Annotated in this window: 24 protein-coding genes; 10 read left to right on the top strand and 14 right to left on the bottom strand. The window is 66.2% G+C overall.

All coding sequences use genetic code 11. From position 1 onward, the window contains the following. Positions 1-107: 107 nt before the first annotated feature. Positions 108-1,352 carry an efflux RND transporter periplasmic adaptor subunit gene (locus ACOZHM_RS14320; protein WP_421569988.1) on the bottom strand — a complete coding sequence of 415 codons (1,245 nt, stop codon included), beginning with the start codon at positions 1,350-1,352 and terminating at the stop codon, positions 108-110. A 338-nt stretch (positions 1,353-1,690) separates the two neighbouring features. On the opposite strand from ACOZHM_RS14320, the gene ACOZHM_RS14315 reads away from it, so the two are divergent. Both ACOZHM_RS14315 and ACOZHM_RS14310 read left to right on the top strand, forming a co-directional pair. Beyond that, positions 1,691-2,923, top strand: coding sequence for a sensor histidine kinase (locus ACOZHM_RS14315; protein WP_421569987.1), 1,233 nt, complete (start codon positions 1,691-1,693; stop codon positions 2,921-2,923). After that, complete coding sequence (locus ACOZHM_RS14310; RefSeq protein ID WP_421569986.1) at positions 2,920-3,522, top strand: response regulator; 603 nt, start codon at positions 2,920-2,922, stop codon at positions 3,520-3,522. The genes ACOZHM_RS14315 and ACOZHM_RS14310 overlap by 4 nt, the downstream gene beginning before the upstream one ends. A gap of 72 nt (positions 3,523-3,594) precedes the next feature. Here ACOZHM_RS14310 and ACOZHM_RS14305 read toward each other — a convergent pair whose 3' ends face one another. The 9 genes from ACOZHM_RS14305 to ACOZHM_RS14265 form a co-directional block, all read right to left on the bottom strand. Continuing rightward, on the bottom strand, positions 3,595-4,137 hold the full coding sequence (locus ACOZHM_RS14305; RefSeq protein WP_421569985.1) for a cytochrome b: 543 nt from the start codon (positions 4,135-4,137) through the stop codon (positions 3,595-3,597). Further along, complete coding sequence (locus ACOZHM_RS14300) at positions 4,134-5,246, bottom strand: catalase family peroxidase (RefSeq protein WP_421569984.1); 1,113 nt, start codon at positions 5,244-5,246, stop codon at positions 4,134-4,136. Before ACOZHM_RS14300 ends, ACOZHM_RS14305 begins: the two co-directional genes overlap by 4 nt. Before the next feature lie 167 nt (positions 5,247-5,413). Beyond that, positions 5,414-6,781: a leucyl aminopeptidase family protein gene (locus ACOZHM_RS14295; protein ID WP_421569983.1), complete on the bottom strand. Its 1,368-nt coding sequence runs from the start codon at positions 6,779-6,781 to the stop codon at positions 5,414-5,416. A 23-nt stretch (positions 6,782-6,804) separates the two neighbouring features. Further along, complete coding sequence (locus tag ACOZHM_RS14290; RefSeq protein ID WP_421569982.1) at positions 6,805-7,515, bottom strand: HAD family hydrolase; 711 nt, start codon at positions 7,513-7,515, stop codon at positions 6,805-6,807. 62 nt (positions 7,516-7,577) lie between these two features. Then, positions 7,578-8,684: an AI-2E family transporter gene (locus ACOZHM_RS14285; RefSeq protein WP_421569981.1), complete on the bottom strand. Its 1,107-nt coding sequence runs from the start codon at positions 8,682-8,684 to the stop codon at positions 7,578-7,580. A gap of 103 nt (positions 8,685-8,787) precedes the next feature. Further along, complete coding sequence (locus ACOZHM_RS14280; protein ID WP_421569980.1) at positions 8,788-9,243, bottom strand: protein sip-5; 456 nt, start codon at positions 9,241-9,243, stop codon at positions 8,788-8,790. After that, positions 9,240-9,746 carry a phage holin family protein gene (locus tag ACOZHM_RS14275; RefSeq protein ID WP_421569979.1) on the bottom strand — a complete coding sequence of 169 codons (507 nt, stop codon included), beginning with the start codon at positions 9,744-9,746 and terminating at the stop codon, positions 9,240-9,242. Before ACOZHM_RS14275 ends, ACOZHM_RS14280 begins: the two co-directional genes overlap by 4 nt. Positions 9,747-9,752: 6 nt before the next feature. Beyond that, on the bottom strand, positions 9,753-10,115 hold the full coding sequence (locus ACOZHM_RS14270; RefSeq protein ID WP_421569978.1) for a hypothetical protein: 363 nt from the start codon (positions 10,113-10,115) through the stop codon (positions 9,753-9,755). Between the two features lie 133 nt (positions 10,116-10,248). Next, the gene (locus ACOZHM_RS14265) at positions 10,249-11,676 is read right to left on the bottom strand and encodes a Do family serine endopeptidase (protein WP_421569977.1); all 1,428 of its coding nucleotides are present in this window, start codon (positions 11,674-11,676) and stop codon (positions 10,249-10,251) included. A gap of 257 nt (positions 11,677-11,933) precedes the next feature. Here ACOZHM_RS14265 and ACOZHM_RS14260 point away from each other — a divergent pair, with 257 nt between their 5' ends. The 7 genes from ACOZHM_RS14260 (at position 11,934) to ACOZHM_RS14230 (ending at position 21,033) form a co-directional block, all read left to right on the top strand. After that, positions 11,934-15,215 (top strand): LAGLIDADG family homing endonuclease, encoded by a 3,282-nt coding sequence (locus ACOZHM_RS14260; RefSeq protein WP_421569976.1) that lies wholly within the window; start codon positions 11,934-11,936, stop codon positions 15,213-15,215. Positions 15,216-15,396: 181 nt separating this feature from the next. Beyond that, on the top strand, positions 15,397-16,350 hold the full coding sequence (locus tag ACOZHM_RS14255; protein WP_421569975.1) for a histone: 954 nt from the start codon (positions 15,397-15,399) through the stop codon (positions 16,348-16,350). A gap of 61 nt (positions 16,351-16,411) precedes the next feature. Beyond that, positions 16,412-17,182, top strand: a complete 771-nt coding sequence (locus tag ACOZHM_RS14250; protein ID WP_421569974.1) for an NrdJb — start codon at positions 16,412-16,414, stop codon at positions 17,180-17,182. A 306-nt stretch (positions 17,183-17,488) separates the two neighbouring features. Beyond that, a complete protein-coding gene (locus ACOZHM_RS14245) occupies positions 17,489-18,517 on the top strand; it encodes a ParA family protein (protein WP_421569973.1) in 1,029 nt (342 codons plus the stop codon). Then, positions 18,514-19,191, top strand: a complete 678-nt coding sequence (locus ACOZHM_RS14240) for a hypothetical protein (RefSeq protein WP_421569972.1) — start codon at positions 18,514-18,516, stop codon at positions 19,189-19,191. Before ACOZHM_RS14245 ends, ACOZHM_RS14240 begins: the two co-directional genes overlap by 4 nt. A 97-nt stretch (positions 19,192-19,288) precedes the next feature. Continuing rightward, entirely contained in the window at positions 19,289-20,158 is an 870-nt protein-coding gene (locus tag ACOZHM_RS14235; RefSeq protein ID WP_421569971.1) for a GIY-YIG nuclease family protein, read from the top strand. 197 nt (positions 20,159-20,355) lie between these two features. Further along, complete coding sequence (locus ACOZHM_RS14230) at positions 20,356-21,033, top strand: hypothetical protein (protein ID WP_421569970.1); 678 nt, start codon at positions 20,356-20,358, stop codon at positions 21,031-21,033. Between the two features lie 45 nt (positions 21,034-21,078). Here ACOZHM_RS14230 and ACOZHM_RS14225 read toward each other — a convergent pair whose 3' ends face one another. Then, positions 21,079-21,441 carry a DUF1428 domain-containing protein gene (locus ACOZHM_RS14225; protein ID WP_421570063.1) on the bottom strand — a complete coding sequence of 121 codons (363 nt, stop codon included), beginning with the start codon at positions 21,439-21,441 and terminating at the stop codon, positions 21,079-21,081. 646 nt (positions 21,442-22,087) lie between these two features. On the opposite strand from ACOZHM_RS14225, the gene ACOZHM_RS14220 reads away from it, so the two are divergent. Beyond that, entirely contained in the window at positions 22,088-22,660 is a 573-nt protein-coding gene (locus tag ACOZHM_RS14220; RefSeq protein ID WP_421569969.1) for an Ax21 family protein, read from the top strand. A gap of 91 nt (positions 22,661-22,751) precedes the next feature. On the opposite strand, the gene ACOZHM_RS14215 is transcribed toward ACOZHM_RS14220, so the two are convergent. Genes ACOZHM_RS14215 through ACOZHM_RS14205 form a run of 3 tightly spaced genes read right to left on the bottom strand, consistent with a single transcriptional unit; the run spans position 22,752 to position 25,608 of the window. Then, positions 22,752-23,687, bottom strand: a complete 936-nt coding sequence (locus ACOZHM_RS14215; protein ID WP_421569968.1) for an alpha/beta hydrolase — start codon at positions 23,685-23,687, stop codon at positions 22,752-22,754. Further along, a complete protein-coding gene (locus tag ACOZHM_RS14210) occupies positions 23,684-24,553 on the bottom strand; it encodes an alpha/beta fold hydrolase (RefSeq protein WP_421569967.1) in 870 nt (289 codons plus the stop codon). Before ACOZHM_RS14210 ends, ACOZHM_RS14215 begins: the two co-directional genes overlap by 4 nt. Continuing rightward, entirely contained in the window at positions 24,550-25,608 is a 1,059-nt protein-coding gene (locus ACOZHM_RS14205; RefSeq protein WP_421569966.1) for a sugar phosphate isomerase/epimerase family protein, read from the bottom strand. The genes ACOZHM_RS14210 and ACOZHM_RS14205 overlap by 4 nt, the downstream gene beginning before the upstream one ends. Positions 25,609-25,639: the final 31 nt, after the last annotated feature.

Genomic DNA, 25,639 nt, shown 5'->3' with positions numbered 1-25,639 from the left:
TGGAGCGGATTGGCGGAACGAATCGGTGCAACGAATCGACGGAACGCCCGCGTGGGACATCCCAGTGAAGCCCGGCGGTAGGACACGACCGTGGGTCGTGTCGCCGGTTACGGCGCTTGTTTTTCCACCACCGCGCTGCCATCGCGCAGTTCCGGCGGCGGGTTGGTGACCACCTGCTGGCCGGCGCTGAGGCCGCGGGTAACCTGGCGGTCGTTGTTGAGCGCCACGCCCACGGTGACGTCCACCTGTTGAACGTGGTTGTCGTCGCCGACCACGAATGCGACCGTCTTCTGGTCGCGTTCGACCAGCGCGGCGGCCGGCACGCGCACTCCCTTGGGCGCGGCGGCCTGGGCCGGCGCGGCCGCTTCCAGGAAGCTCACCCGCACACCCATCTCCGGCACGATGCGCGGGTCCTTGGTCTTCAGCGCCACACGCACCTTGACCGTGGCCTTGCCGCGGTCGGCGGTGGGGATGATGGCGATGACTTCGGCCGGAATCTTCCAGTCCGGGTAGGCATTGAGGGTGGCCTCGACCGGCATCTTCGGCTGCACGCGGCCGATGAAGGCCTCGCCGACCTCGACCTCGATCTCCAGCGAATCCATGTCGACGATGGTGCCGATACCGGTACGGGTGAAGCCACCGCCGGCCGACAGCGGCGACACGATCTCGCCCGGCTGCGCGGCCTTGGCGGTGACCACGCCGGAGAACGGGGCACGCACGATGTTGTTGTCCACGCCCAGGTCGGCAATGGCCAGCGCGTCGCCCGCCACCTTGGTATTGCGCTGGGCGGTGCGCAGCTGCGCGCGCAGGCTGTCGCGCTGGGACATGGCCAGGTCGTACTGCGAGCGCGAGACCAGCTGCTGGCCGACCAGCGTCTGCAGGCGCCCGGCCTCGGCATTGGCCTGGGCCACCTGGGCCTCCAGGCCGGCCAGCTGGCTGCGGGCCGCTTCCAGCTGCGCCGCCGACAGGCTGCGCTGCGCGTTGGCATCGATCGGATCCAGGGTGGCCATGACCTGGCCTTCCTCGACACGCATGCCTTCCTCGATCATCACCTCGCGCACCTTGCCGGTGATCTTGGCCGACACCGTGGCCATGCGCCGGGCCACCACGTAGCCGCTGGCGTCGAGCACCGAGCTGCTGGACGTGCCCTGCTGGATGGCCACCACCGGCGCGGTGGTCACCTCGATCGGCCGTTGGCGGCCGAACACGAACCAGCCAATGCCGCCCAGCACCAGCAGGGCGACCACGGCGATCACGATCCACAGGCCACGGCGTGGCGAGGACGGCGGCGGGGCCGACGCCTTGTTGCGGTCGATGCGGAGTTCCTTCAGAAGTTCAGCGGATGCGTTCATCATGACTCTGGGACGTGGAATCGGGCCGAGTGTGACCGCAACTTTTGTCACGGGCAAACGGGCGGGGGTGCAGCTGGGGCACAGCATGCCCGCAGACCGGGGCCTGCGGGCAGTGACAGCTGTCATCTGCTTGGGGTGATGAAGGGGACTGGAAGCGCCAATGCCGACCCTGGATCGTAGAGCCTCGCCATGCGTGGCTGCCCTTCGCATCGGCGCCACGTACACCCGGGCACCGCGCAGCCAAGCATGGCGTGGCTCTACGCCCGATGGTGCGTACCCCAGGCACCGCGCCGCCGCAGCCAACGTGGCGCACCCACCGCCCCACCGAGGAAACTGCCATGATCGCGCCTGACCACCCGCCTCCGGAATCCACCATGTTGCCCAGCTGGCTCGCCGCCTTGCTTCGCCCCGCGCCGGATTCGGCCGTGGCCGACAATGTCCGGCGTGGCAAACCGGCCTGGTCCGACGCGGTCCACCTGCTGTGGACCGGCTGGGTGTTCTTTACGCCGATCTTCGGCAGCGGCTACACCCTTATTTGGCTGTGGTTGACCCTGCTCACCTACCCGGTGTTCGTGGCGCTGTATGTCCGCCAGCTGCTGAGCCCACGCCCGCTGGCACCGCGCTACGCACTGGCCATGGTGGCCATGGGCCTGGCGCTGCTGCCGTGGTACCCCTCGGGCATCAGCTACTTCATCTTCGGCTGCGTCACCCTGCGCGTGTGCCGCTCCGGCAGCATCCGCCGCTACCTGGCGCAGCTGCTGGTGCTCAACGCGCTGTTCGTGTGCATCGCGCTGGCGCTCGGTTACCACTGGCAGCTGACGGTATGGATTCCCTCCATGACGCTGATCATCGGCGTGATCATCTCCGTGGAGAACACCAACAAGGACCGCGATGCCGCGCTGAAACTGTCCCAGGACGAGGTGCGCCGGCTCGCCGCCACCGCCGAACGCGAACGTATCGGGCGCGACCTGCACGACCTGCTCGGCCACACGCTGTCGCTGATCACCCTGAAGCTGGAGTTGTCGCGCAAGTTGTTCGACCGCGATCCGGAACGCGCCCGGGTGGAGATCACCGAAGCGGAGGGCATCGCCCGGCAGGCGCTGGCGGAGGTGCGCAGTGCGGTCACCGGGATCCGCGCCAGCGACCTGGCGGCCGAACTGGCCGCCGCGCGGCTGCTGCTGGAATGCCAGCACGTGCACCTGCAGTATCCGCCGCCGCCGCCGATGCCGGTGGAGATCGAACGCGCATTGGCGCTGGTCCTGCGCGAAGCGGCCACCAACATCGTGCGGCATGCCAACGCCACCCGGGCGTGGGTGCAGTTCGAGCAGGACGCACGCACGCTCAGCATGCAGGTTCGCGATGATGGCCGTGGCGACGTGCAGGCCGACGGCAACGGACTGACCGGCATGCGTGAACGCGTGGCCGCGCTGCGCGGCACGCTGCAGGTGACGTCGCCGCGCGGGCAGGGCACCACCGTGACCGTGCACGTCCCCTTGCCGGCGGCCACCACGGCGGCACCGGTGGCGGTTCATGACACTGCTGCCGCGCTGCCCAGCGGGGTGCTGCCATGATCCGCATCGTGCTGGCCGAAGACCAGGCGATGGTGCGCGGCGCGCTGTCGGCGTTGCTCGGGCTGGAGCCGGACATCGACGTGCTGGGCGCTGCGGCCGACGGCGAGGCGGCGTGGCGCATGCTGCAGCAGCTGCGGCCGGACATCCTGGTCACCGACATCGAAATGCCCGGCCTGTCCGGCTTGGAGCTGGCCCAGCGCATCGCCCGTCAGGGCCTGCCGATCAAGGTGGTGATCGTGACCACCTTCGCGCGGTCGGGCTTCCTGCGCCGCGCGCTGGACGCCGGCGTGTGCGGTTACCTGCTCAAGGATGCGCCGGCCGAGAAGCTGGCCGACGCGCTGCGCCAGGTGCAGCACGGCGGCCGTGCCATCGACCCGCAGCTGGCGATGGATGCGTGGTCGCAGGCCGACCCGCTCAACGATCGCGAGCGCCAGGTGCTGCGCCTGTCCGGCGATGGTCGTTCGGCCAGCGAGATCGCCACGCAATTGGGGCTGTCGCACGGCACGGTGCGCAATTACCTGTCCGAGTGCATCGGCAAGCTGGGTGTGGCCAACCGCATAGAGGCCTACCGCCTGGCCCGGCAGAAAGGGTGGTTGTAGAGCCACCCCATGGGTGGCTGCGCCTGGGGACCCAACACCGCACAGCCACCCATGGGGTGGCTCTACGCCGTGTTATGGGCCGTCCTTGCCCTTCGCCATCGCCTGAAACACCCCATCGCGTCGCACCCAAAGATGGAACAACGCCGCGCACAGGTGCAGCACCACGGTGGCGAACAACACATACGCCAGCAGGCTGTGCGCACTGCGCAGCGCCGCATACAGCGACGGGTCGTGCGGCACGATCGGCGGCAGCAGCACCCCCGGCCACATCTGGATCGGGTAGCCGCCGGCCGACAGCATCGCCCAGCCCACCAGCGGCATCGCCAGCATCAAGCCGTACAGCACCCAGTGCGAGGCATGCGCGGCCGCCGCCTGCCAGGCGGGCAGATCGGCCGGCAGCGGCGGCGGGCGGTGGCGCAGCCGGTTGACCAGCCGCAGCAGCGCCAGCAGCAGGATCGCAATGCCCAGCGGCCGGTGCAGGTCCACCAGCCATGGCCGCCACTGCAGCGAGGCCACCATGGTCACGCCAACGAACAGCATGGTCAGGATCAGCGCGGCCATGAGCCAGTGCAGCACGCGCGCGGTGAGGTTGAAATGGCCCGTATCGCGGTTCATCGCGCCTGCTCCTTGCCGGTGGCCGGCTCGGCCTTGCCGCTGGCGATCTCGCGCTCGCGGCGGTTGAACGAGACCGAATACACCGCCGAGCGTGCCGCCAGGATCGGATCATCGGTACCGGCGATGCCGCTGGGCAGGATCAACGGATCGAAGTTGAGGTTGTTGCAGGCACCGCCGGCCTGGGGCTGCATGGCCGTCAGGCTGAGCGTGCCCACGTTCACCTGGCGGCGTTGTTCTGGCCAGGGAATGGACGGGTCATTGATGGCGTCGCCGGCGTCGGCGATCGTCACCCACATGTCCCAACGCACCGGACCCTGCGCGAGCCGCTGCCCGAATTCGTCGGCCAGGTAGTCCAGCCCGGCCTGCGCGCGCTGTTCGGCGCTCATCGCCTCGAACGCGGCCTGCGGGCGCATGCTCCAGCGCACCACCTGGGTCTGCCCCTCGGCGTTGGTGAAGCGGAAGCTGTTCACGCCGTTGTAGTCCGTGTTGGCCCAGCTGGTGGACCACGGCGCGCTCTTGGCCCACGCCCCGAAGGCGCGCGCGGAGGGGTACTTGGCCGCGATCGCGGCCATCTTCGCCGGGTCCGGCTTGCCGGTGGCCGGGTCGGGAATGCCGGCGCGGGTCTGTTCCAGGAAGGCTTCGGCGGTGGGAACGGCGAAGAACGGGAAGCTGTTCATCGCGGTGCGCCATTCCTGCCCATCATCGGTGACCAGCTGCAGCGCCATGCTGCGTACCCGTGCGTTGGCGTCGGCACCGTGCGGGTCGGCACCGCCGATCGACAGCCGGCCCAGCACCGGCACCTGCTGCTGGCGGAACACGCGTGCCGAGCTCAGCGCCGCGCCTGCCGGCGTGCCGGTGAAGGTGCCGCTGACGCACACGCCCTTGCTGTGCGCGCGGCGGAACCCCGGATGATTGGCGCCGGTGGCCTCGATGGTGTCGGTGAAGGTCTGTGCGGTGGCGCGGTCACGGCCGATCCAGCCGGCCAGCCAGGCAAACGCCAGCACCAGCGCGCCGGCGACCAGTGCGATCAGCGCGATCCACAGCAGCGGCGAGGGCGGGCGCGGGGCACCGGGCTCACGGCCGGCGCGGGTATAGCGGAAGAGCGACATGGGCGGATACCTGCCTTCACGAACCGTGAGTGGGTGGGTTGCCAGCGCATGGTGTCAGAACCATGCGCATGCCGATATTCACATTTTCGACAAGATTCAACGGCAGATCCCCGCCGGGGCGGGGATCTGCGGGCGTAACGTATGCCGGGCAGAGCCCGGCGCTACGATCAGGTGTAACGGGTCTTCAACATCGCCCATGCCGAGCGCAGCGCCAATGCCTCACCGCCGGCCGGGCGGCCCGGCCGCTCGCCGTCGTTCCAGGCATACACATCCAGATGCGCCCACACCTGGCCTTCGGCGATGAACCGCTCCAGGTACAGCGCGGCCGTCACCGAACCGGCCATGCGCGAACCGGCGTTGGCCAGGTCGGCAATGCCGCTGTGCAGGTAACGCAGGTACGGGCGCCACAGCGGCATGCGCCACACAGGGTCGCGGGTGGTCTCGCCGGCCTGCAGCCACTGCTGGGCCAGCACGTCGTTGTTGCTGAACAGCGCCGGCAGGTCCGGACCCAGCGCGATGCGCGCCGCGCCGGTGAGCGTGGCGAAGTCGAGCACGATCTCCGGCTGCTGCTCGCTGGCGTAGGTCAGCGCGTCGCACAGCACCAGCCGGCCTTCGGCGTCGGTGTTGTCGATTTCAATGCTCAGGCCCTTGCGGGTGGCGATCACTTCGCCCGGGCGGAACGCGTCCGGCCCGATCGCGTTCTCCACCGCCGCAATCAGCAGGGTCAGCTGCACCGGCAACTGCTGGGCCATCACCAGCCCGGCCAGCGCCAGCGCATGCGCGGCACCGCCCATGTCCTTCTTCATGTTGCGCATGCCGTCGGCAGGCTTGATGTCCAGGCCGCCGGTGTCGAAGCACACGCCCTTGCCGACCAGCGCCACGTGCGGCTGGCCCGGCTGGCCCCAGCGCAGCGCGATCAGGCGCGGCGCGCGGTGCGAAGCGCGGCCCACCGCGTGGATGGCCGGGAAGTTCTGCTCCAGCAGCGCATCACCGGTGATCACTTCCACCTGCCCGCCATGCGCGGCGGCCAGTTCGCGTGCGGCGTCTTCCAGCTGCTGCGGACCCATGTCTTCGGTGGGCGTGTTGACCCAGTCGCGCACGCGCAGGCTGGCCGCGACCACGTCGCGCACTTCCGCCGACGGCGTGGCCAGCAGCTGCGCCGGCGCGCGGTTGGGGGTGCGGTAGCGGGCGAAGCGGTAGCTGCCCAGGCCCCAGCCCAGGTGCAGCAGGGTTTCGATGTTGGCCGGCAGCGTGCCTTCCACCTGCCACACGGTGCCTTCGGGCAGGGCGAACGGCGCATGCGCGTAGGCGTAGGCATCGCCCGGGTCGCCCACGCCGACGATGGCACCGGCCAGGCCGTGTTCGCCGGGCAGCAGCACCACGCTGCCGCCGCTGCCGTTGAAGTGCTGCGCGTCCAGCCAGGCAATCAGGGCCGGGTTCTGCTGGGTGCGCCACGCCGCGAACTGCTCGCGCTCCATGACATGCAGCGGCAGGGCCTTGGCCGAATCGGTGGTGAAGCCGGTGATCTGGGTCATGCGGGGTCGTGCTCCGTTCGTGGTCAGGCGCGCTGCAGCGATGCGTTCGCATCGAGCCAGTCGGCAAGCCCGGTCAGGGTGTCGAACTGCAGGTCGGGCTGCAGTGAAGGGTGGTGCCAGGTGTGTTCAACCCGGTTGATCCAGCAGCCGCGCAGGCCGGCCTGCATGGCGCCAACCACGTCCATCTCGATGTGGTCGCCCACGTGCAGCACGTGGGCCGGGGCGACGCCCAGGCGTTCGCAGGCGGCGTGGAAGATGCTGGCGGCCGGCTTGGCGGCGCCGTGTTCGCGCGAGCCCAGCTGGAAGGCGAAGTGGTGGTCCAGCCCGATCCGGGCCAGGTCGGCATTGCCGTTGCTGAGCGCGGCCACGGGTACCCGGGCGGCGATGCGGGTCAGTGCTTCCACCGCATCGGGGTAGAACTCCACCTGGTTGCGCGCGGCGTAGAACGCCTCGTAGGCCGGTTCCAGCAGGGCCAGGTCGGCGCCGCTGTTTTCCAGGGCCTCCTGCAGGGTCAGCCGGCGCAGGGCGCTCAGGTCGTAGTGCAGGTGCGGGTTGTCGCGGAAGGAGCGCTCACGCAGTTCGCGCATCGCCGCCACCGGGTACATCGCGGCGGTGGCGGGGCTGTGCTGGAGCATCCACTCGTACAACACCTGGTCAATGCGGGCGCCGATGGGGGCGAACGGCCACAGGGTGTCGTCGAGGTCGAGGGTGATGGCTAGGACTGGGAAATTCACCCGCCCATTCTACGCCTGCGAGGGCGGCTGCGCAGGCTTGTACAGCCGCGCAGAGCGCGGCTCTACTCCAGTAATTTTGCCCAGCCCTGGGTGCCGTCCAGCCGCGCCAGCACCAGCTTGATGCAGACCAGCAGCGGCACCGACAGCAGCAGCCCCACCATGCCCCACAGCCAGCCGAATACCATCAGCGCCAGGATCAGGATCAGCGGCGAAATCGCCATGCGCCGGCCCAGCACGATCGGGGTGACGATCTGGCCCTCGATGGTGTGCAGCGCCAGATAGGCCGCCGCCGGCAGCAGGGCCTGGAACGGGTCGGTGAATTCCACGAAGCCCATCAGCAGCATCAGGGTCACGCCGATCAGCGGGCCGACATACGGCGCGAAGTTCAGCAGGGCCGCCACCGTGCCCCACAGCAGTGCTTCCTGCAGGCTGATGCCCAGCAGCAACAGCACCCCGGAGAAGATCAGCCCCACCAGCGCGTTGATCACGGTGATGGTCAACACATACCGCGAGACCTCGCGTTCGATCGAACGCAGGATGTCGGTGGTGAACCGCTGCTGCTGCCGGCTGGGGAACAGCGCGATCGCATGCTTCTGCAGGTTCTGCCCGTAGATCATGAAGAACAGGGTCAGCAGCACCACCGCCAGCACCGACGCGGCAAGGCGCGGCGCGCGGGTTAGCACCTTGTACGGGTCGTCCAGCTGGGTGCGCACTATCTGCACTTTGCGGCTGCCTTCGCCGCCGGCCACGCGCGCGAAGTTCTCCGCCGCCTGGTTGGCCTGCTGCACCGGCTTGGTCAGGTTCTGCACCTGGCGGGCCACCTTGCGCAGCTGCTGCGGCGCTTCCTGTGCCCATTCCATCGCCGGGCCCACCAGCTGCACGCCCAGCGCGGCCGCGCCACTCAGGCCGACCCCGATCACCAGCACCGCCGCCAGGAACCGTGGAATCCACAGCTTGCCCAGCAGCCGCAGGATCGGGTTGCCGACCAGCGCAAAGAACATCGCCAGCAGTACCGGCAGGATGATTTCCTGCGCGGCCCACAACGTGAAGCACACCGCCAGCGTAGCCAGCACCACCAGTGACATGGGCGCGCGTGGACGCGGCGCAGGCGGTACCGGCGCTGCCGCGATGGGGTCGGTATCGGCAACGGAAGGTGCAGGGACGCTCATGCGGTTCGCACGCTGGAGAGGAGACGCATTATTGGGTAACCCGGGTGCGTGCGGCGTGTGGGAAAACAGCGCGGTAGCGCCGGCCAACCGCCGGCGCTATCGGTCAGCGCTCGGAGACGTCTGTCGCCGCTTCCGCCGGCTGCGGCTGCGCCGCCTGCTGCGTTGCGGTGACGTGGGCGCGTGGCGCGGCAGCCGGTGCAGGCGATGCCGTCGGCGCGACCGGCGCGCCGGCTTCATCCATCTTGTCGGCCGCCTCTTCGGCAGTATCGGCCGCCTCGGCCGCCTGCATCGAGGCGAACGCGGCCTGCGCGCTGGCCATCAGGTTGGACACCGAGCCGATCATCTGCAGCCAGCGCGCACCCTGGAAGCGTGCACTGCCGGGTTCGAGCTTGCCGGCCAGGAAGCCGCCGGCCAGGCCCACCGTGATGATCCGCAGCGGGGTCCAGCCTTCGCGCCAGACCTGGCTGAAGGTGAACCAGTTGCACTGGGTCTCGTTGGCGCGGATGGCGACCACCTGTTCGGCGCGCTTGACGCGATGGCGCAGGGCTTCGAACTTCATGGCGCGCGCTCCGTGGTACCGACGTCCGCCTCGGGGTCATCGTCGGTGGGTTCGTCGAACAGCCCCAGCCGCGACAACTGCCGGCGGGTGGCATGCATGCCGGTGTGGCGGAAGAAGAACGACACCCGCCAGATGGCGTAGCCGGTCATCGCCAGGCTCACCAAGGAGGTAATGAGCAGCGAGTGGAACCACGACAGGCCCCAGCGCTGCATCAGGGCGATCAGCGTACCGGCCAGCAGCAGCCAGGCCGATGCACCAAATACGATGGCCACCCCGCTCCACGCCAACGCGCGCCCGAATGCGCTGCGTGCCAGCGCGAATTCGAACGACGCCAGCCGGCGCAGCGAGCGCAGCGTGTGCTTGGCCGAATCCACCGTTGCGCGGCCGGCCTGGCCGACCTCGCGAATGCTCTCATCAAGACGCGGCGCCTTCTGCGCCGCATCGCCCTCCGGTGGTGGCGTTGCCGCCCCACCGTCGGGAGTCGACTGTGCTTGATCGCTCACGCCGACTTACTTGTCGCTGCCGCGGGCCAGCTTGGCAATGATCCAGCCGGCCGCGAAGGCCACGCCGAACGAGGCCAGCGGGCGCTCACGGATCAGCTCGGCGGCGCTGTCGACCAGGTCCTTGCCCTTGTCCATCAGCGCATCGACCTGTTCCTTGGCGGCGGCACCGCCGAACTCGGCAGCAGCCAGGCCGGACAGCGCGGTGTCGGACAGCTCGGCCTTGACGTTGGCCTTGCCGATGCGCAGCTCGTCGGTCGCGGCACCGGCTGCGCCCTTGATGGCGCCGCCAGCGGCGTTGGCGGCCGACTTCAGGTGCGAACCGGCTTCACCCAGGTGGTCCTTGAGGTTTTCGGTATTGGTGGGGCTCATCGTGTATCTCCGGCAAGTGATGGGGAAGGTGACGGCGGACAGCGCCGTCGGCAACGAACACAAGGTAATAGCATCGGCGGGGTGTAGAGGGTGTTAGCTGCCGTGAGCTGCGCGCGAAGGCCCGCTGACTGGTTCAGCGCATCAGCAGTTCCCCGCGCGCGTTGCCGCGCACGATGCGCAGTACAAGTTGTTGCGGGCGCTGCTGGAAGTTGGCGCGCCAGCTGGCCAGGTCGGCGAATTCACCCACGCTGGCTTCGGTGATCACATCGCCAGCGGCCAGGCCCGAGGTGGCCGCGCGGCTGCCGCGCTTGACCTCGCTCACCATCACGCCGCTGCTGCCCGCCTGGCGCAGGGTCTCGGGAAGGTCCACGAACGTGGCGCCCGCCAGGCGCGGGTCGAGCGACTCGCCGCTGACCGCGCGCGCCTGTTCCTTCAGCGTCGCCTTGAGCTGCAGCGGCTTGCCGTCGCGACGGATCTCCAGGCTCAGCGCACTGCCCACCGGCTGCAGGCCTTCCACGTTGTGCAGCGCCTGCGCGCTGTCCACGCGCTGGCCGTTGGCCGACACCACCACGTCGCCCGGCTTGAGCCCGGCCGCCGCGGCGCCGGAACCGGCCAGCACGCGGGTGACCAGGGCACCGCGGGTTTCGCTCAGGCCCAGGTTCTGCGCCAGCGCCTGGCTCAGGTTCTGCGCTTCGATGCCCAGCGTGCCGCGCACCACCACGCCATGCTTGACCAGCTGGTCCACCACGTCGCGGGCAAGGTTGGTGGGAATGGCCAGGCCCAGGCCGATGTTGCCCGCCATGCTGCCCTGCGGGTTGAAGCTGGCGGTGTTGATGCCCACCAGCTGGCCCTGCAGATTGACCAGCGCACCGCCGGAGTTGCCCGGGTTGATCGACGCATCGGTCTGGATGAAGTTCTGGTAGCCCAGCCCGCGAATGCCGGTGCGGCCCACCGCCGAGACGATGCCCGAGGTGACCGTCTGGCTGAAACCGAACGGATTTCCGATGGCCACCACGAAGTCGCCCACCCGCAGCTGCGCGCTGTCGCCCAGCGGCAGCGCGGTGAGCCTGTCGGCCGGAATACGGATCAGCGCGATATCGGTATCGCGGTCGGAGCCGAGGAATTCGGCCTTGACCGTGCGCCCATCCGACAACGTCACCTGCACATCGTCGGCGTTGTCGATCACGTGGTGGTTGGTCAGCACCAGGCCTTCGGCCGCATCGATGATCACGCCCGAACCCAGCGATTCGTTGATGCGTTCCTGCGGCACTTCCGGGAACAGGCGGCGGAAGAACGGGTCGTTGAAGTACGGGTTGCGCACCCGCACCACCTGCTTGGTGTTGACGCTGACCACCGCCGGCATCACCCGTTCCAGCATCGGCGCCAGCGACGGCACCGGCTGCCCCGCGACGGCGGCGGGCAACGCGGCCGTGGCCGGAATGCCGATCGTGGCCGGCGCGGCTTCGGCGCGGTTGTCCAGGTGCGCGTTGATGGCGGAGGCCACGAAGCCCCCGAAGGCGGCGGCAAGCGCAAGCGTGAGCAGGGTCGGAAGCGGTCGCATGGGTTCGGCAGGTTGGGTGGAAACACGTATACGGTAAATCAAGCTGAATGAGTCTGTCCGTCCCCGGCCTAAACCGACGGTCGGCGCGTGGCCGGGCAACCCGCCCCTGCGACCCTTCGTACCGTTGACAGGCCCCGGTGCCGGCGTAAGCTGGCCGTGTGCCGGCCACTAGATGTTGCGGTGCCGGCCGGGCGTGCCCCAAGGCGTTGGGTCTGCTTGCGGGCACACACACTGGCTACCGATGGAGCCTGCGGTCGATGAGCACGCTGCGAGTGGACGCGATCGACGACGACCTGCCCGACGGGCAGGTCCCGATGCAGCCGGCGTCCCAGGACATCTGGGACCGCAAGTACCGGCTCAAGACCCAGCAGGGCGAACCACTCGACGCCGATATCGACGCCACCTACCTGCGCGTGGCCAAGGCGTTGTCCGACGCCGAGGTCACCGCCGAAAAGCAGCAGTACTGGATGGAGCGCTTCACCTGGGCGCTGCGCCGTGGCGCGATCCCGGCCGGCCGCATCATCTCCAATGCGGGCGCGCAGGCGCACAAGCCGGCCACCAGCACCATCAACTGCACGGTGTCGGGCACCATCGAGGATTCGATGGACGGCATCCTGCAAAAGGTCCACGAAGCGGGACTGACCCTGAAGGCCGGCTGCGGCATCGGCTATGAGTTCAGCACGCTGCGCCCGCGCGGGGCGTTCGTTGCCGGCGCCGGCGCGCATACCTCCGGCCCGATGTCCTTCATGGATATCTTCGACAAGATGTGTTTCACCGTGTCCTCGGCCGGTGGCCGGCGTGGCGCGCAGATGGGCACCTTCGACGTTTCGCACCCGGACGTGCGCGAGTTCATCCGCGCCAAGCGCGAGGATGGCCGGCTGCGTCAGTTCAACCTGTCGCTGCTGATCACCGACGGCTTCATGCAGGCCGTCGACCAGGACGCCGACTGGCCGCTGCTGTTTCCGCTCAGCCGCCAGGAGGCCGGCGCGTTCGACCTTGCCGATCCGGCCCGCGTGCAATGGCGCGATTGGCCCACCCACCGCGACTACGTGGTCCGCGAGGACGGCCAGGTGGCGTGCCGCGTGTACGGCCAGATCCGCGCCCGGCACCTGTGGGACATGATCATGGTGTCCACCTATGACTATGCCGAACCCGGTTTCATCCTGATCGACCGGGTCAATGAAATGAACAACAACTGGTGGTGCGAGGACATCAGGGCGACCAATCCCTGCGTCACCGCCGATACCTGGGTGCACACCGCCGACGGTCCGCGCCAGGTGGCCGAACTGATCGGGCGCCGATTCCAGGTGCGCGTGGAGGGGCAGGACCATGCCACGACCAATGCCGGATTCTTCCTTACTGCGCGCAAGCCGGTGCTCGCGCTGCAGACCCGCGAAGGCCACCGGCTGCGGCTGACGGCCGATCATCGGGTTCGCCGCGTCACCAACCGCACCCGGTGGGAGGTGCAGAGCGAATGGTGTGAGGCGGGCCAGCTGCGCCCCGGGGAGGAGGTGCTGCTGCAGGACCACCGTGCTGCGCCGCACTGGCCGGGTGCGCTGGCGCATGAGCAGGGCTACCTGTTGGGACTGCTGGTCGGGGATGGAACTCTGAGGGCAAAAGGAGCGGTGCTGTCGGTGTGGAGCACGGCCGCAGTCGCCAATGGCGATCCGGCGATGCCTACTGCCGGCGTGCGGGCGTTGATGGATGAGGTGCTCCGTTGTGCGAAGACCCTGCCGCACCGCGCAGATTTTGCCGGCTGGTCCGAAGTTGCAGGGCGCAGCGAATGGCGGCTGACCTCTGCTTCGCTTCGCGACCTGGCCCAACAGCTGGGCATGTCCCCGGGCCACAAGCCGATCACCCCGGCACTGGAAAAGCTCTCCAGCGACGCCTGCCGTGGTTTCCTGCGCGGCCTGTTCGACGCCGACGGCAGCGTGCAGGGAAGCCAGGGCAAGGGCGTATCCATCCGGTTGGCGCAGTCTGATCGCCCACGCCTGGAGGCGGTGCAACGCATGCTGCTCCGGCTGGGCATCCCCAGCACGCTCTACGCGCGCCGCGAGGCCGGTCATTCCGTGCTGCCCGATGGTCGGGGCGGCCAGCGCGCCTACCCTACGGCGGCCCAGTTCGAGCTGGTGATCAGCGGCGAAGGCGTGGCCCGCTACGACGCGCTGATCGGCTTCGCCGACACCGACAAGGCCGCGCGGCTGACCGGTGCCCTGGGCGCCTACCGCCGCGCGATGAACCGCAGCCGCTACGTCGCCACCGTTGAAAGCGTGCAGCCGGATGGGGAGGAAGACGTCTATGACGTGCAGGTGCCCGGCCTCAACTGCTTCGATGCCAACGGCCTGCATGCCCACAACTGCGGCGAGCAGCCGTTGCCTCCCTACGGCGCCTGCCTGCTCGGCTCGGTCAACCTGACCCGCTTCGTGCGCGACCCGTTCACCGACCAGGCGCGCTTCGACTGGGACGAATACAAAGAGGTGGTGCGGGTGTTCACCCGCATGCTCGACAACGTGGTGGAGGTCAACGGCCTGCCGCTGGAGCGCCAGCGCCAGGAGATCCTGCGCAAGCGCCGGCATGGCATGGGCTTTCTCGGCCTCGGTTCGGCCCTGGCCATGCTGCGCATGACCTATGGCGCGCCCGACGCGTGCGACTTCACCGAGGCCATCGCGCGCGAGATGGCGGTGGCCGGGTGGGAGACCGCCCTGGCCCTGGCCCGCGAAAAGGGCCCCGCGCCGATCATGCAGGACACCTTCGAGGTCACCCCCGCCATGCTGCGCCAGCGCCCGGAGATGGCCCGCGACGGCTGGCGGGCCGGCCAGCAGATCGAGGGCAAGGTGCTGCACGCGCGCTACAGCCGCTACATGCAGCGCATCGCCAGCGTGGCGCCGGAACTGGTGGACGAGCTGGCCGAGGTCGGCGCGCGCTTCACCCACCACAGTTCCATCGCCCCCACCGGCACCATCAGCCTGTCGCTGGCCAACAACGCCTCCAACGGCATCGAGCCGTCCTTCGCCCACCATTACAGCCGCAACGTGATCCGCGAGGGCCGCAAGAGCAAGGAGAAGGTGGACGTGTTCTCCTTCGAGCTGCTGGCGTACCGCCATCGCGTCAACCCGCTGGCGATGCCGTTCGCCGAGGACGGCGCGGCCCGCCTGCCCGCCTACTTCATCGCCGCCGACGACATCTCCCCCAAGGCGCACGTGGACGTCCAGGCGGCCGCCCAGAAGTGGGTGGACAGCTCCATTTCCAAGACCGCCAACGTGCCCACCGACTACCCGTACGAGCAGTTCAAGGACATCTACCGCTACGCCCACGCGCAGGGGTTGAAGGGCTGCACCACGTTCCGTTTCAACCCCGCCGCGTTCCAGGGTGTGCTGGTCAAGGAGGCCGATCTGGAGAACACCACCTACCGTTTCGAGCTCGACGACGGCGCAGTTGTGGAGGTAAAGGGCAATGAGGAGATCGAGTATGACGGCGAATTGCATACCGCCGCCAACTTGTTCGACGCGCTCAAGGAGGGGTACTACGGCAAGTTCTGATCACGCGTCGGACGCTGTTTTCAAGTGGTTTTCTACATGGCGGCGGTTCGCGGCGGGTCCGCGCCGGCTGCCGGCCAAGCACACCAGCGGCTCATGAGCTGCGACAAGACCGTTCCACGATCGACCGCGCCGGTATAGCATCGCCAGCGAAATCACTGACTGGCCCCTCAGGAGGCAAAACATGAGCAACGGAAATGGTGTGACCGCGACCCTGTCGCAGGGTGTGGAAAGCGTGAAAGAAACCGCCGGCAACGTCGGCGAGACCATCGCCCACACCGCTGAAGAAGTGGTGGCCTCGGTGAAGAAGACCGCCAAGCGCGCACGCAAGGCCGCGACCACCCAGGTTGCCAAGGTCAAGAAGGCCGTCAAGAAGGCCGAGAAGACCGTCGCCAAGAAGGCCGACAAGGCCGCCAAGTCGGTTGGCAAGACCCTGGCCAGCGCCAAGAAGAAGCTGGAAGCGGCCAAGTCCAACGCCAAGGCCGAGGCCGCCTCGCTGAAGAAGCAGGTCGCCAAGAAGAAGGTTGCCGCCGAAAAGGCCGTGACCAAGACCACCAAGGCTGCCGGCAAGAAGGCCGCCGCCGCCAAGAAGACCGTGACCAAGAAGGTCGCCACCGCCAAGAAGGCCGTGACCAAGAAGACCGCCGCCGCCAAGAAGGTCGTGGGCAAGAAGGTCGCCGTGGCCAAGAAGGCTGTCGCCAAGAAGTCGGCTACCGCCAAGAAGGTCGTCGGCAAGAAGACCGCCGCTGCCAAGAAGGTTGTGGGCAAGAAGGTCGCCGTCGCCAAGAAGGCAGTGGCCAAGAAGTCGGCTACCGCCCGCAAGGTCGCTGGCAAGAAGACCGTGGCCGCCAAGAAGGTTGCCGGCAAGAAGGTCGCCACCGCCAAGAAGGCCGTGACCCGCAAGACCGCAGCGGCCAAGAAGGTCGTCGGCAAGAAGACCGCCGTCGCCCGCAAGACCGTTGGCAAGAAGGTCGCCGTCGCCAAGAAGGCCGTGGCCAAGAAATCGGCTGCGACCAAGAAGGCCGTTGGCAAGAAGACCGCCGTTGCCCGCAAGTCGGTTGCCCGCAAGGCCGCACCGGCCAAGCGCGTTGCCAAAACCGTGGCCCGCAAGGCCCCGGCCAAGCGCGCACGCAAGTAAGCTGGTAACACGCGGTGCCTGCCCCCCGGGGCGGGCACCGTGAACACCTAGGAACCGCGCCATGGCTGTCAGGATCGATCAGAAGATCACCGGCTACGCCGTCGTCACCCCCGAGGAGAAGGCGCGCCAGGCTACGGCCTCCGCAGCGCCCGGTCCCGACACCCGCCAGGACGCCGCCAACGACATCGTGCAGATGCACGAGCGCATCGAGCGCCCGGATGTCCTGATCGGCAATACCTACAAGATCAAATCGCCGCTGGTGGAACACGCCTTCTACGTGACCATCAACGACATCGTGCTCAACCCGGGCACCGAACACGAGCTGCGCCGCCCCTTCGAGGTGTTCATCAACTCCAAGTCGATGGAGCACTTCCAATGGATCGTCGCGCTGACCCGGATCATGTCCGCCGTCTTCCGCAAGGGCGGCGACGTGACCTTCCTGGTCGAGGAAATGAAGGCGGTGTTCGACCCGCGTGGCGGCTACTACAAGGCCGGCGGCGTCTACATGCCCTCGCTGGTGGCCGAACTGGGCAGCGTCATCGAAGACCACCTCACCTCCATCGGCCTGCTGCACGCGCCCGAGCTGAGCGCCGCGCACCGCGCGCTGATCGCCGACAAGCGCCGCCAGTATGAGGACCTCGAAAGGCAAGCCGCCGCCGCGGCGCCGCGCAGCAGCACCACTGCCGACCACGACGAGGATCTGGCCATCACCGGCGACGGCACCAGCTTCCCGCCCAGCGCCAGCATGTGCCACAAATGCAATACCAAGGCGCTGGTGATCATGGACGGGTGTGCGACGTGCCTGAACTGCGGGTATTCCAAGTGCGGGTAAGTGTTGTGATGCTTTTCTAGGCTTCTGCTCAGTGGCAACTTCGCGGAGCCTCAAGCGTCGCATCCTGACGGGCGCGTCAGCATGATGATGAAGGCCAATTCTGGGCTCGAGGGCCCCTGTGCATTACTGGCTCGGCAGCTAAAGAAAGAGAATTCGCAGCCGATAACGCTCTTGCGCATGACTGGCCGATCACGACTCGACTGCTGCGCAGGATTGCCAAGTGTTGCAGCGAGGCCGAGGCTTGGCTCAACTTCTTCATTGTCAAACCCTCACTATGATTGGGGGAAATTAAGGATGATCTGAGCAATGACCAAGATTGTTACTCTGTACAACAATAAGGGCGGCGTCTCAAAAACGACTACTCTGTTCAATGTAGCCGCGTATCTCTCAATTGTCGGCAAGCGTGTGTTGATTGTCGACTGTGATCCTCAGTGCAACGCAACAGAACTCTTCTTCGCGGCTCGGGAGGATGCGGACAGCCCCGAATTCGACCTCCCGGGTACATCGATTTACGACGCACTCCTTCCGCGCTTCAAAGGCCAACAGGCGACCATTGATCAGTCTACGATTCAGCTGACCGAGCACAATCACTACGCTGGGCTGTTCCTTTTCCGAGGTGACATGGAGTTTGCGCGTGCGGAAACCTACTTCGGTACCGCATGGAACCAAGCAATCACCGAAAACATCCATGAAAAGAACACTTACGTGGTGTTCGACAGGCTGATGCGGGCTCTTGGCGACCAGCGAGGATTTGACTACATCCTTTGCGATGTAGGGCCCAGTACAGGAGCCATAAGCCGCACTGTGATTCTCAGTTGCGATGAGTTGGTAATACCATTGGTTCCTGATCGATTCTGCTATCAAGCTGTGAAACTCCTGGGGCAGATAATCAAGGAGTGGATTGATCGCCACAAGATTATATCCGAAGCCTTAATTCCCTTCGAGGTCGAGCCATTTGCCGGCGAGCCAAAGCTTGCAGGCACTGTCGTGCAGAACTTTAAAGTGCACAGCGGGGTGAAGGCAAAGCAGTCTTACGTCAAGTGGCAGGAGAAGATCACCGACCAGATTAATACCTCGCTAACAGGGCCCGGGGGATTGCCTGTAAAGGCGGGATTCAATCGAAAAAACCCGTACATTGCTTCGATTCGTGACGTGGCAGTGCTGGCACCCGTAGCTCAGATGTTCGGCCGAGCGATCTTTGACATCCAGCAAGAGCACACACGCGAAGCTTCCACCGATGGAAGCATGTACTACGGCTCTGTATGGACTCCGTGGGAACAGCGCATGGAGGCTTACAAGAAGGAGATCGCAAAGATCTCGAAGGCAATCGCATGAATCCGAGCTATGCCTACTGCGCTCTTATTGATGTTCTTGGATACAAGCAACGGCTCAAGGAAGATCAAGATCGTGGTGAGTTCACGTTCAAGGACGACTTGGAAGTGGCTTTGCGTTGCCTCGATTCAGTTAACTCGGCAGTTTTTAATGTGCAGGCTATATCCGATACGATCGTCATCACCTGTACCAGCCATGGACTGCTTGTGGAATTTCTAGGTGTGCTGAAGGAAGTATTCTTGGGGTTTCTTCAGCGAGGGCTGTACGTGCGGGGGGGTGTGGCCTACTCAAAGCACTTCCATTCCAATCGCCTGACGTACAGTCATGCCATAGCGCGAGCATATGAGCTCGAGTCAGGGAGTGCTATTTACCCGCGAATTGTCGTGGACAAGAATATTGTAGAAATGGACGCTGGTCCTTCGTCGCAGCAGAATTTAAAGGGGTCCGGAATCTTGTCGGTTCAAAATGGGCTGTATTTTGTTAACGTCATCGACGTTGGCAATTTCAAGGAAGTCTATAGTTCTGCAAGGGACCTGTACGTCCGTGATGCCAATGCGTTGGTCGGAAAAGAAGCGCCTTTTGGAAAGCATGTTTGGTTCGAAACGTATCTTCGTGAATATTATCGCTCGGTTGGGGTTGAGTTCGAAGGCTACACTGACCAAATTCGTGCTTACTAGCGTTCTGGATAACTGCGATCACCTGCGCTCTTTCTGAGGCAGCCCGCCAACTGCGGTTCGTGGGCGAGGACTTCCAGATCTAATGAAGGCTAAGGCAATGTTTGAGCTAAACGATTTGCTTGCCAAGGCAGGATTGGACCCGTTACAGGTGATGGTGATGCGCCATCGCCCGACCGAGAAGGAGTTACGGGCCGTACTACCATGGTTAGCGGCAGAGCGGCCTGAGGTCTACAACGCGTATCAGTCCAATCACGGAGAGGTTGTCGAGAAGGCTCTGTCTAAGGCAGGGTATCTAGCATCCTTCATCGGCCACGAGCCCGGCCGGGCCGTGTTTGTAGGCCTTTATGAGATAGCCGGCGTGGAGGAGGTTACGGTCGACCGATTCTGGTCGTTGCCGAACAACCAGGAGTTGTGCCGATTAGGAACGAGGGGGCCAAAGGATGGCCGTGATTCGCTCTGGTTTAATTTGCAGCTGACGCAGTACATGGAGGATTGGAAGGGGAGGCTGGTGATTGATTGGACAGGAATCGAGCGCTCTTGGTGGCGCTGGGCCTCGCGCAATCAGTTTCCCATCCGCGCGATCCACGATGAGAGTAAGCTGGTTAAGTCGATGCCCGATTGGCAGACGCTGACATTTGATTGGAGCCAGTTGTCTTTGCTTCCTGCCAGTTGGCGGCAGGTACTGGCTCAGTGGCGTGGCATTTACTACATCTTCGACCGGACCGCTCGTATGGGATATGTTGGCTCGGCAAGTGGTAGTGAGAACCTGCTAGGGCGATGGCAAAACTACGCCGCCAATGGAGACGGCGGCAACCGCCTGTTGCGTGGAAGAAACCCGCAGGGATTCGTTTTCAGCGTACTGCAGCGCTTATCGCCCGACATGCATTCGGAGGAGGTAGTGCGGGTCGAAAACTCTTGGAAAGAGCGCCTGCAGACGCGCGCACCACATGGCCTGAACGACAACTAGGAAGTACGGATTCGTTGGCGCTCTGGCCCGGTGTCCCAATGTCGAACAACTCCAATTTAGGAGTGTTGGCTATCATGTCCGGGCGGGCGGAATCCTTGAAACGAAGCTAGTCAAAGTGCGGCGGAGAACACGCGTTGCCTACGCGTGCTTCGCTAGAAGGAGAGTTACCTGCAGACCAGCTCGACAAGGAGTCATCCATGCGTAACCTCGACTTCAGCTCCTGGCAGGCCATGCTCTCCACCCTGGTCGGGCTGGCCGTCATCACCCTCATCGGCGTCGGCATCCGCTTGCTGGTGATGCAGACCCTGCAGCAGCGGCGTGAGCGCGAGAACCGCCAGATCAACGAACGGCTGCGCACGCTGATTGCCGCCTACAAGACGCTGGGCGGGTCATTCACCGGGGTCTTGCACGTGGACCCACGCCACCGGCGCGACCTGCCCCCGGCGGCAACCGCGCCCGACGATGCCCTGGCCGCGCCTGCCGACACCGGCAGCGACCGTGCTCGGCGGATCCGCGACGCGGTGGAGGCAGCGTTGTCCGACATCGTCCTGCTCGGTACCGACGAACAGGTGCGGTTGGCCGCACACGCGGCCAATGAACTGGCCGAAGGGCGCGCGGTGCCCACGGCGGAACTGGTGGTGTCCCTGCGCGATTTCATCCGGCAGGCACTCGACCTGGCCCCCATTCCCGCCAGCGTGGTCATTCCACGCCAGGGGCCCGCACGGCCCGCCGCCGGCGCCAAGGGCAAGGGCGCCGACGCGGGCGAGAAGGGCAAGGGCGGCGGTGGCGGTAGTGGAATGGGCGGCATGGGGGGTGGTGCCGGCGGCATGGGCATCGGCCACGGCGCGGACGACGACGGCAACCACACGCGTTGAGCCTCGCCGTGGCGACCTGCGTCGCGCGCCGCCCGCAGTAGCGGCTTACTTCCCGCGCAGTTCCACGATCGGCACGAAGCCGGCGTAGATCATCCGCTTGCCGTCGAACGGCATCGGGTTATTGGCCGGATCCATGCGCGGGTCTTTCATCATCTTCTCCATCCCGGCATCGCGGGTGGCCTTGTCGGGCCATTCGATCCAGGAGAAGACGATGGTTTCATCATCCTTGGCCTCCACCGCGCGGAAGAAGTCGGTCTGTTTGCCGTGGGTGACATCGTCGCCCCAGCATTCGACCACGCGCAGCGCGCCGAACTCGATGAACACCGAATCGCCTTCGTTGGCGTGTTTGATGAACTTGTCTTTGTTGGCGGTGGGAACGGCCAGGACGAAACCGTCGATGTACGACATCTGCAGCCTCCGGGAACGGTGCGCCGGAATGGGCACCTTCAATGAGTACGACGCGTGGGGGTGCGGGGAATCGACACTGCCGTGCCCACGCGTGGCGCCGCGTGACGGCCGCCGTTTGGCACGATCCAAGCAAGGAAAATCAATATGTTGGGCGATACCCGCGCCGCACTGCAGCGAAAGCAGGGTCAGAAAACCCTGAATGACGGCGAGGGACATCCTGATAGCGGACCGCCGGGCTTGCCGCCAAGATCGATGGGCCGGGCAGGATGCCTCACGGAACCTGCGGTTCGACGCCACAGCTGCGTCAGCCGGTGCAACACGGAGGATGGACGCGTTAGCCGACTACTCCCCAAGAGCGGCTTCCCCAACGCGTGACGCCCCGCAAGGGTATCGTCGTGACCAGATTCCTTTCGTGCGCGCGTTATAAACGCGCGGTTCATCGTGTAGCGCGAACACGGCAAAAACACCTCAAAAATGCAGCGCGCGCGTATATGACACGGCGCGTCTGAATGGTTGCCAAAAATTCGCGTGGCCAAAAACGGCTTACTTCAGGGCGCGTTGTGTCGAATAACGGAGAATTTACATTCCCGATGCAGAAGCCGCTTGCGCCACTGCACGAACGAAACAACAGAAAAGGTGTACCCCCATGAAGACGTCCCTGATTGCCCTGGCGCTCGCCGCCGCCCTGCCGTTCGGCGCTTCGGCCGCTGAAGGCCTGTCCTACAACTACGCCGAAGGCGATTACGTCAAGACCGACGCCGATGGTGGCAAGGCCGATGGTTGGGGTGTAAAGGGTTCGTACGGCTTCCTGCCGAATTTCCACGCCTTCGGTGAATACAACCAGCAGAAGACCGACATCGGCAACTTCAAGGTTGACCAGTGGCGTGTGGGTGTGGGCTACAACCACGAAATCGCCACCAGCACCGACTTCGTGGGCCGCGTTGCCTACAACAAGTTCGACCCGAAGGAAGGCCTGGACTTCAACGGCTACAGCGCTGAAGCCGGTATCCGTACCGCGTTCGGCCAGCACGCCGAAGTCTACGCAATGGCCGGCTACGAGGACTACAACAAGAAGCACGGCATCAATCCGGATGGCCAGTTCTACGGCCGCCTGGGTGGCCAGGTGAAGTTGAACCAGAACTGGGGCATCAACGGCGACATCAAGATGGACCGCCACGGGGACAAGGAATGGTCGGTCGGCCCGCGTTTCAGCTGGTAAGCGACGCCTGATCGCTTCGCTACGCGCAGTAGTGGCGTAGTGGCAAAGGCCCGGCAGTTTGCCGGGCCTTTTTTTGTGCGCGTTGCTGCGCTCAGCGCACGGCGGCTACATGCGCCGCGCACCGTTCCAGCAACAGCCCTGACGCCGGTGCGATCCCCAGCAGATGCAGGCAGGCATGCACCATGCCGGGCAGGCGTTCGCACCGCACCGGTACGCCCGCCGCCTCAAGCCGCGCGGCGTACTGCTCGCCCTCATCGCGTAGCGGGTCGTATTCGCAGACCAGCACGCTGCACGGCGGCAGGCCCTGCAACTGCACGGCGCGCGCCGGCACCGCGTGGCCATCGGCCTGCGCCAGCCCATCACCGAGATAGGCGTCCCAGCAGCGCTGCATCAACCCCGTTTCCAGGTAGTAGCCCTGGCCGAACTGCCGGTGGCTGTCGCTGTCGGTGGCCGTGTCCAGCGCGGGGTACAGCAGCAGCTGGTGATGGATGGGCGGGCCGCCGCGGTCGCGGGCGAGCAGTGCGACTGCAGCAGCCAGATTGCCGCCGGCGCTGTCGCCACCCACCATCAGCCGGGCCGGGTCGATGTCCAGCAGGGCGGCACTGGCGTGGCTCCAGCACAGCGCGGCGTACACGTCCTCCAGGGGAATGGGGAAGCGATGCTCCGGCGCCAACCGGTAGTCCACCGCCAGCACCACGCAGCCGGTGGCGTTGGCAAGTGCCCGGCACGGGCGGTCGTACACCGCCAGCGAACACTGGAACCAGCCGCCGCCATGGGCGAACAGCAGTCCCGCGCGCGGCTGGCCGTGCATGTGCCCGGCCGGCCAGTAGGCACGCACGCCAATGGCATGCCCGTCGTGTCCTCGCACGCTGAAGTCGCGCACCGCCGCAACGGCTTCCGCCGGACCCTGCAGCGGCGGTAGCGCTTCCTCGCTGGCCGCCCGGATCTGCTGCAGCGACAGGCCGGCCACCACCTCGCTCGGGGGCAGCGTGGACAGGAAGCGCGCGATGTCCGGATCCAGGCTCACGCCGCCACCGCCGGCTGCAGGAACGGCAGCAACTGGTCCAGGAAGGCCTGCGGCGCCTCTTCCATCACGAAGTGGCCGCAGTCCGGAATCATGCTGCCGCGCAGGTCGCCGGCATGGTCGCGCATGGTGTCCATCGGCAGGGTGGCGGTGGCATGCTCGGCCCCGATCGCCAGCACCGGCATGGCCAACGGGATGAGGGCGCGCTGCCGGTTCTGGCGGATCGTCTCCGGAATCGCCCGGTAATAGCCGAAACCTCCTGTCAGCCCGCCCGGTGCCGAATACGCGCGGATATAGACCTCGCAGGCCACGGCCTCGCGGCGGTGCGCCCAGCGGTCGAACATGAAGGTCAGGTAGGCGCGTTCGCGCCCGGCAATCAGTGCCTCGGGCAGGTCGCGGACCTGGTTGAACATGAAGTGCCACAGGAAGATGTTTTCTTCCGGGGCCACGAACACCGGCGGCGCCTCGGCCAGGCCGGGGATCACCGCTTCGGTGATCGCCAACCGCCGCACGGCGTGTGGCTGATCGCTGGCCAGTGCGTAGGCGACCCACATGCCGACGTCATGCCCCACCACGTCATAGCGCGCATGGCCCAGTTGCTGCATCAGCGCATGCAGGGTGGCGGCGATGGCGCCGGTATCGTAGCCCTGCGCCGGGGTGTCCGAATCGCCGGTGCCGGGCGGGTCCACGGCGATGGCCTGGAAGCCCTGCGCGGCCAGCGTCTGCATGATGTGCCGCCACGCGTACCAGGTCTGCGGCCAGCCGGGAATGAGCAGGACCGGCTGGCCGGCGCCGAGGAGGGCGCAGTGCACGTTGCGCCCGTCGATGCGCACATGGCGATGGGTGATGCCTTCAGGTGCGAGGTTCATCGACCGATCCCCAGCATGCCGTGGATCTGATCGCGGCTGACCGGTGCCCCGGCGAAATCATCGAAGATGCGGTCGGTGACCTTGATGATGTGCGCGTTGATGAACGCCACGCCCTCGCGGGCGCCGTCTTCCTGGTTCTTCAGGCAGCACTCCCACTCCAGCGTGGCCCAGCCGTCGTAGTCGTACTGGGCCAGTCGCGAGAAGATGCCCTTGAAGTCCACCTGCCCGTCGCCCAGCGAACGGAACCGCCCGGCACGTTCGGTCCAGCCGCTGTAGCCGCCGTAGATGCCCTGGCGCCCGCTCGGATTGAACTCCGCGTCCTTGATATGGACCATGCCGATGAAGTCGCGGTAGATGTCCAGGAACTGCAGGTAGTCCAGCTGCTGCAGCACGAAGTGGCTGGGGTCGAACAGGATCCGGCAGCGCGGGTGCATGCCCACGGCAGCATGGAAGCGTTCGAAGCTGGTGCCGTCATGCAGGTCTTCGCTGGGGTGGATCTCGTAGCAGAGGTCGATGCCATGCGCATCGCATACGTCCAGGATCGGCAGCCAGCGCCGCGCCAGTTCTTCGAAGGCCGCTTCGATCAGGCCGTCCGGGCGCTGCGGGAACGGGAACAGATACGGCCAGGCGAACGAACCGGAGAAGGTGCCCATGCGGTCCAGGCCCAGCCGGTGCGAGGCCTTGGCGGCCAGCTTGATGCGCTCGATCGCCCAGGCACTGCGTGCGGCCGGGTCACCGTGCAGGGCGGCGGGCGCGAAGCTGTCGCACAGCGCATCGTAGGCCGGGTGCACCGCGACCAGCTGGCCGAAGATATGGGTGGTGAGTTCGCTGATGACCAGCCCGTGGCTGGCCAGCATCGCAACCAGGTCGTCGCAGTACTGCTGGCTGCGCGCAGCCTTCTCCACGTCGAACAGGCGCTCGTCCCACGCCGGAATCTGCAGCGCTTTGAAGCCCTGGCTGGCCGCCCAGGCCGCCATCGAGGGCAGGTCGTTGAAGGGGGACTGGTCCGCACTGAACTGGGCCAGGTGCAGGCTGGGGCCTTGGATGGTACGCATGACGATGCTGCCTTATTGTTTGTCGAGCGGC

Origin of the sequence: Stenotrophomonas sp. PD6 (assembly GCF_049199305.1) — a bacterium.
Classification (GTDB): domain Bacteria; phylum Pseudomonadota; class Gammaproteobacteria; order Xanthomonadales; family Xanthomonadaceae; genus Stenotrophomonas.
The sequence above is the reverse complement of the archived record's forward strand: the minus strand, read 5'-3'. Positions and strand labels throughout refer to the sequence as shown.

What these genes read in the sequence shown, in the direction of transcription:
- ACOZHM_RS14295 (WP_421569983.1), bottom strand. Translation starts at nt 6,781, where the DNA reads ATGACCCAGATCACCGGCTTCACCACCGATTCGGCCAAGGCCCTGCCG.
- ACOZHM_RS14250 (WP_421569974.1), top strand. Translation starts at nt 16,412, where the DNA reads ATGGCTGTCAGGATCGATCAGAAGATCACCGGCTACGCCGTCGTCACC.
- ACOZHM_RS14270 (WP_421569978.1), bottom strand. Translation starts at nt 10,115, where the DNA reads ATGAGCCCCACCAATACCGAAAACCTCAAGGACCACCTGGGTGAAGCC.
- ACOZHM_RS14285 (WP_421569981.1), bottom strand. Translation starts at nt 8,684, where the DNA reads ATGAGCGTCCCTGCACCTTCCGTTGCCGATACCGACCCCATCGCGGCA.
- ACOZHM_RS14315 (WP_421569987.1), top strand. Translation starts at nt 1,691, where the DNA reads ATGATCGCGCCTGACCACCCGCCTCCGGAATCCACCATGTTGCCCAGC.
- ACOZHM_RS14230 (WP_421569970.1), top strand. Translation starts at nt 20,356, where the DNA reads ATGCGTAACCTCGACTTCAGCTCCTGGCAGGCCATGCTCTCCACCCTG.
- ACOZHM_RS14220 (WP_421569969.1), top strand. Translation starts at nt 22,088, where the DNA reads ATGAAGACGTCCCTGATTGCCCTGGCGCTCGCCGCCGCCCTGCCGTTC.
- ACOZHM_RS14225 (WP_421570063.1), bottom strand. Translation starts at nt 21,441, where the DNA reads ATGTCGTACATCGACGGTTTCGTCCTGGCCGTTCCCACCGCCAACAAA.
- ACOZHM_RS14265 (WP_421569977.1), bottom strand. Translation starts at nt 11,676, where the DNA reads ATGCGACCGCTTCCGACCCTGCTCACGCTTGCGCTTGCCGCCGCCTTC.
- ACOZHM_RS14255 (WP_421569975.1), top strand. Translation starts at nt 15,397, where the DNA reads ATGAGCAACGGAAATGGTGTGACCGCGACCCTGTCGCAGGGTGTGGAA.
- ACOZHM_RS14260 (WP_421569976.1), top strand. Translation starts at nt 11,934, where the DNA reads ATGAGCACGCTGCGAGTGGACGCGATCGACGACGACCTGCCCGACGGG.
- ACOZHM_RS14280 (WP_421569980.1), bottom strand. Translation starts at nt 9,243, where the DNA reads ATGAAGTTCGAAGCCCTGCGCCATCGCGTCAAGCGCGCCGAACAGGTG.
- ACOZHM_RS14240 (WP_421569972.1), top strand. Translation starts at nt 18,514, where the DNA reads ATGAATCCGAGCTATGCCTACTGCGCTCTTATTGATGTTCTTGGATAC.
- ACOZHM_RS14210 (WP_421569967.1), bottom strand. Translation starts at nt 24,553, where the DNA reads ATGAACCTCGCACCTGAAGGCATCACCCATCGCCATGTGCGCATCGAC.
- ACOZHM_RS14300 (WP_421569984.1), bottom strand. Translation starts at nt 5,246, where the DNA reads ATGTCGCTCTTCCGCTATACCCGCGCCGGCCGTGAGCCCGGTGCCCCG.
- ACOZHM_RS14235 (WP_421569971.1), top strand. Translation starts at nt 19,289, where the DNA reads ATGTTTGAGCTAAACGATTTGCTTGCCAAGGCAGGATTGGACCCGTTA.
- ACOZHM_RS14205 (WP_421569966.1), bottom strand. Translation starts at nt 25,608, where the DNA reads ATGCGTACCATCCAAGGCCCCAGCCTGCACCTGGCCCAGTTCAGTGCG.
- ACOZHM_RS14245 (WP_421569973.1), top strand. Translation starts at nt 17,489, where the DNA reads ATGACCAAGATTGTTACTCTGTACAACAATAAGGGCGGCGTCTCAAAA.
- ACOZHM_RS14310 (WP_421569986.1), top strand. Translation starts at nt 2,920, where the DNA reads ATGATCCGCATCGTGCTGGCCGAAGACCAGGCGATGGTGCGCGGCGCG.
- ACOZHM_RS14320 (WP_421569988.1), bottom strand. Translation starts at nt 1,352, where the DNA reads ATGAACGCATCCGCTGAACTTCTGAAGGAACTCCGCATCGACCGCAAC.
- ACOZHM_RS14305 (WP_421569985.1), bottom strand. Translation starts at nt 4,137, where the DNA reads ATGAACCGCGATACGGGCCATTTCAACCTCACCGCGCGCGTGCTGCAC.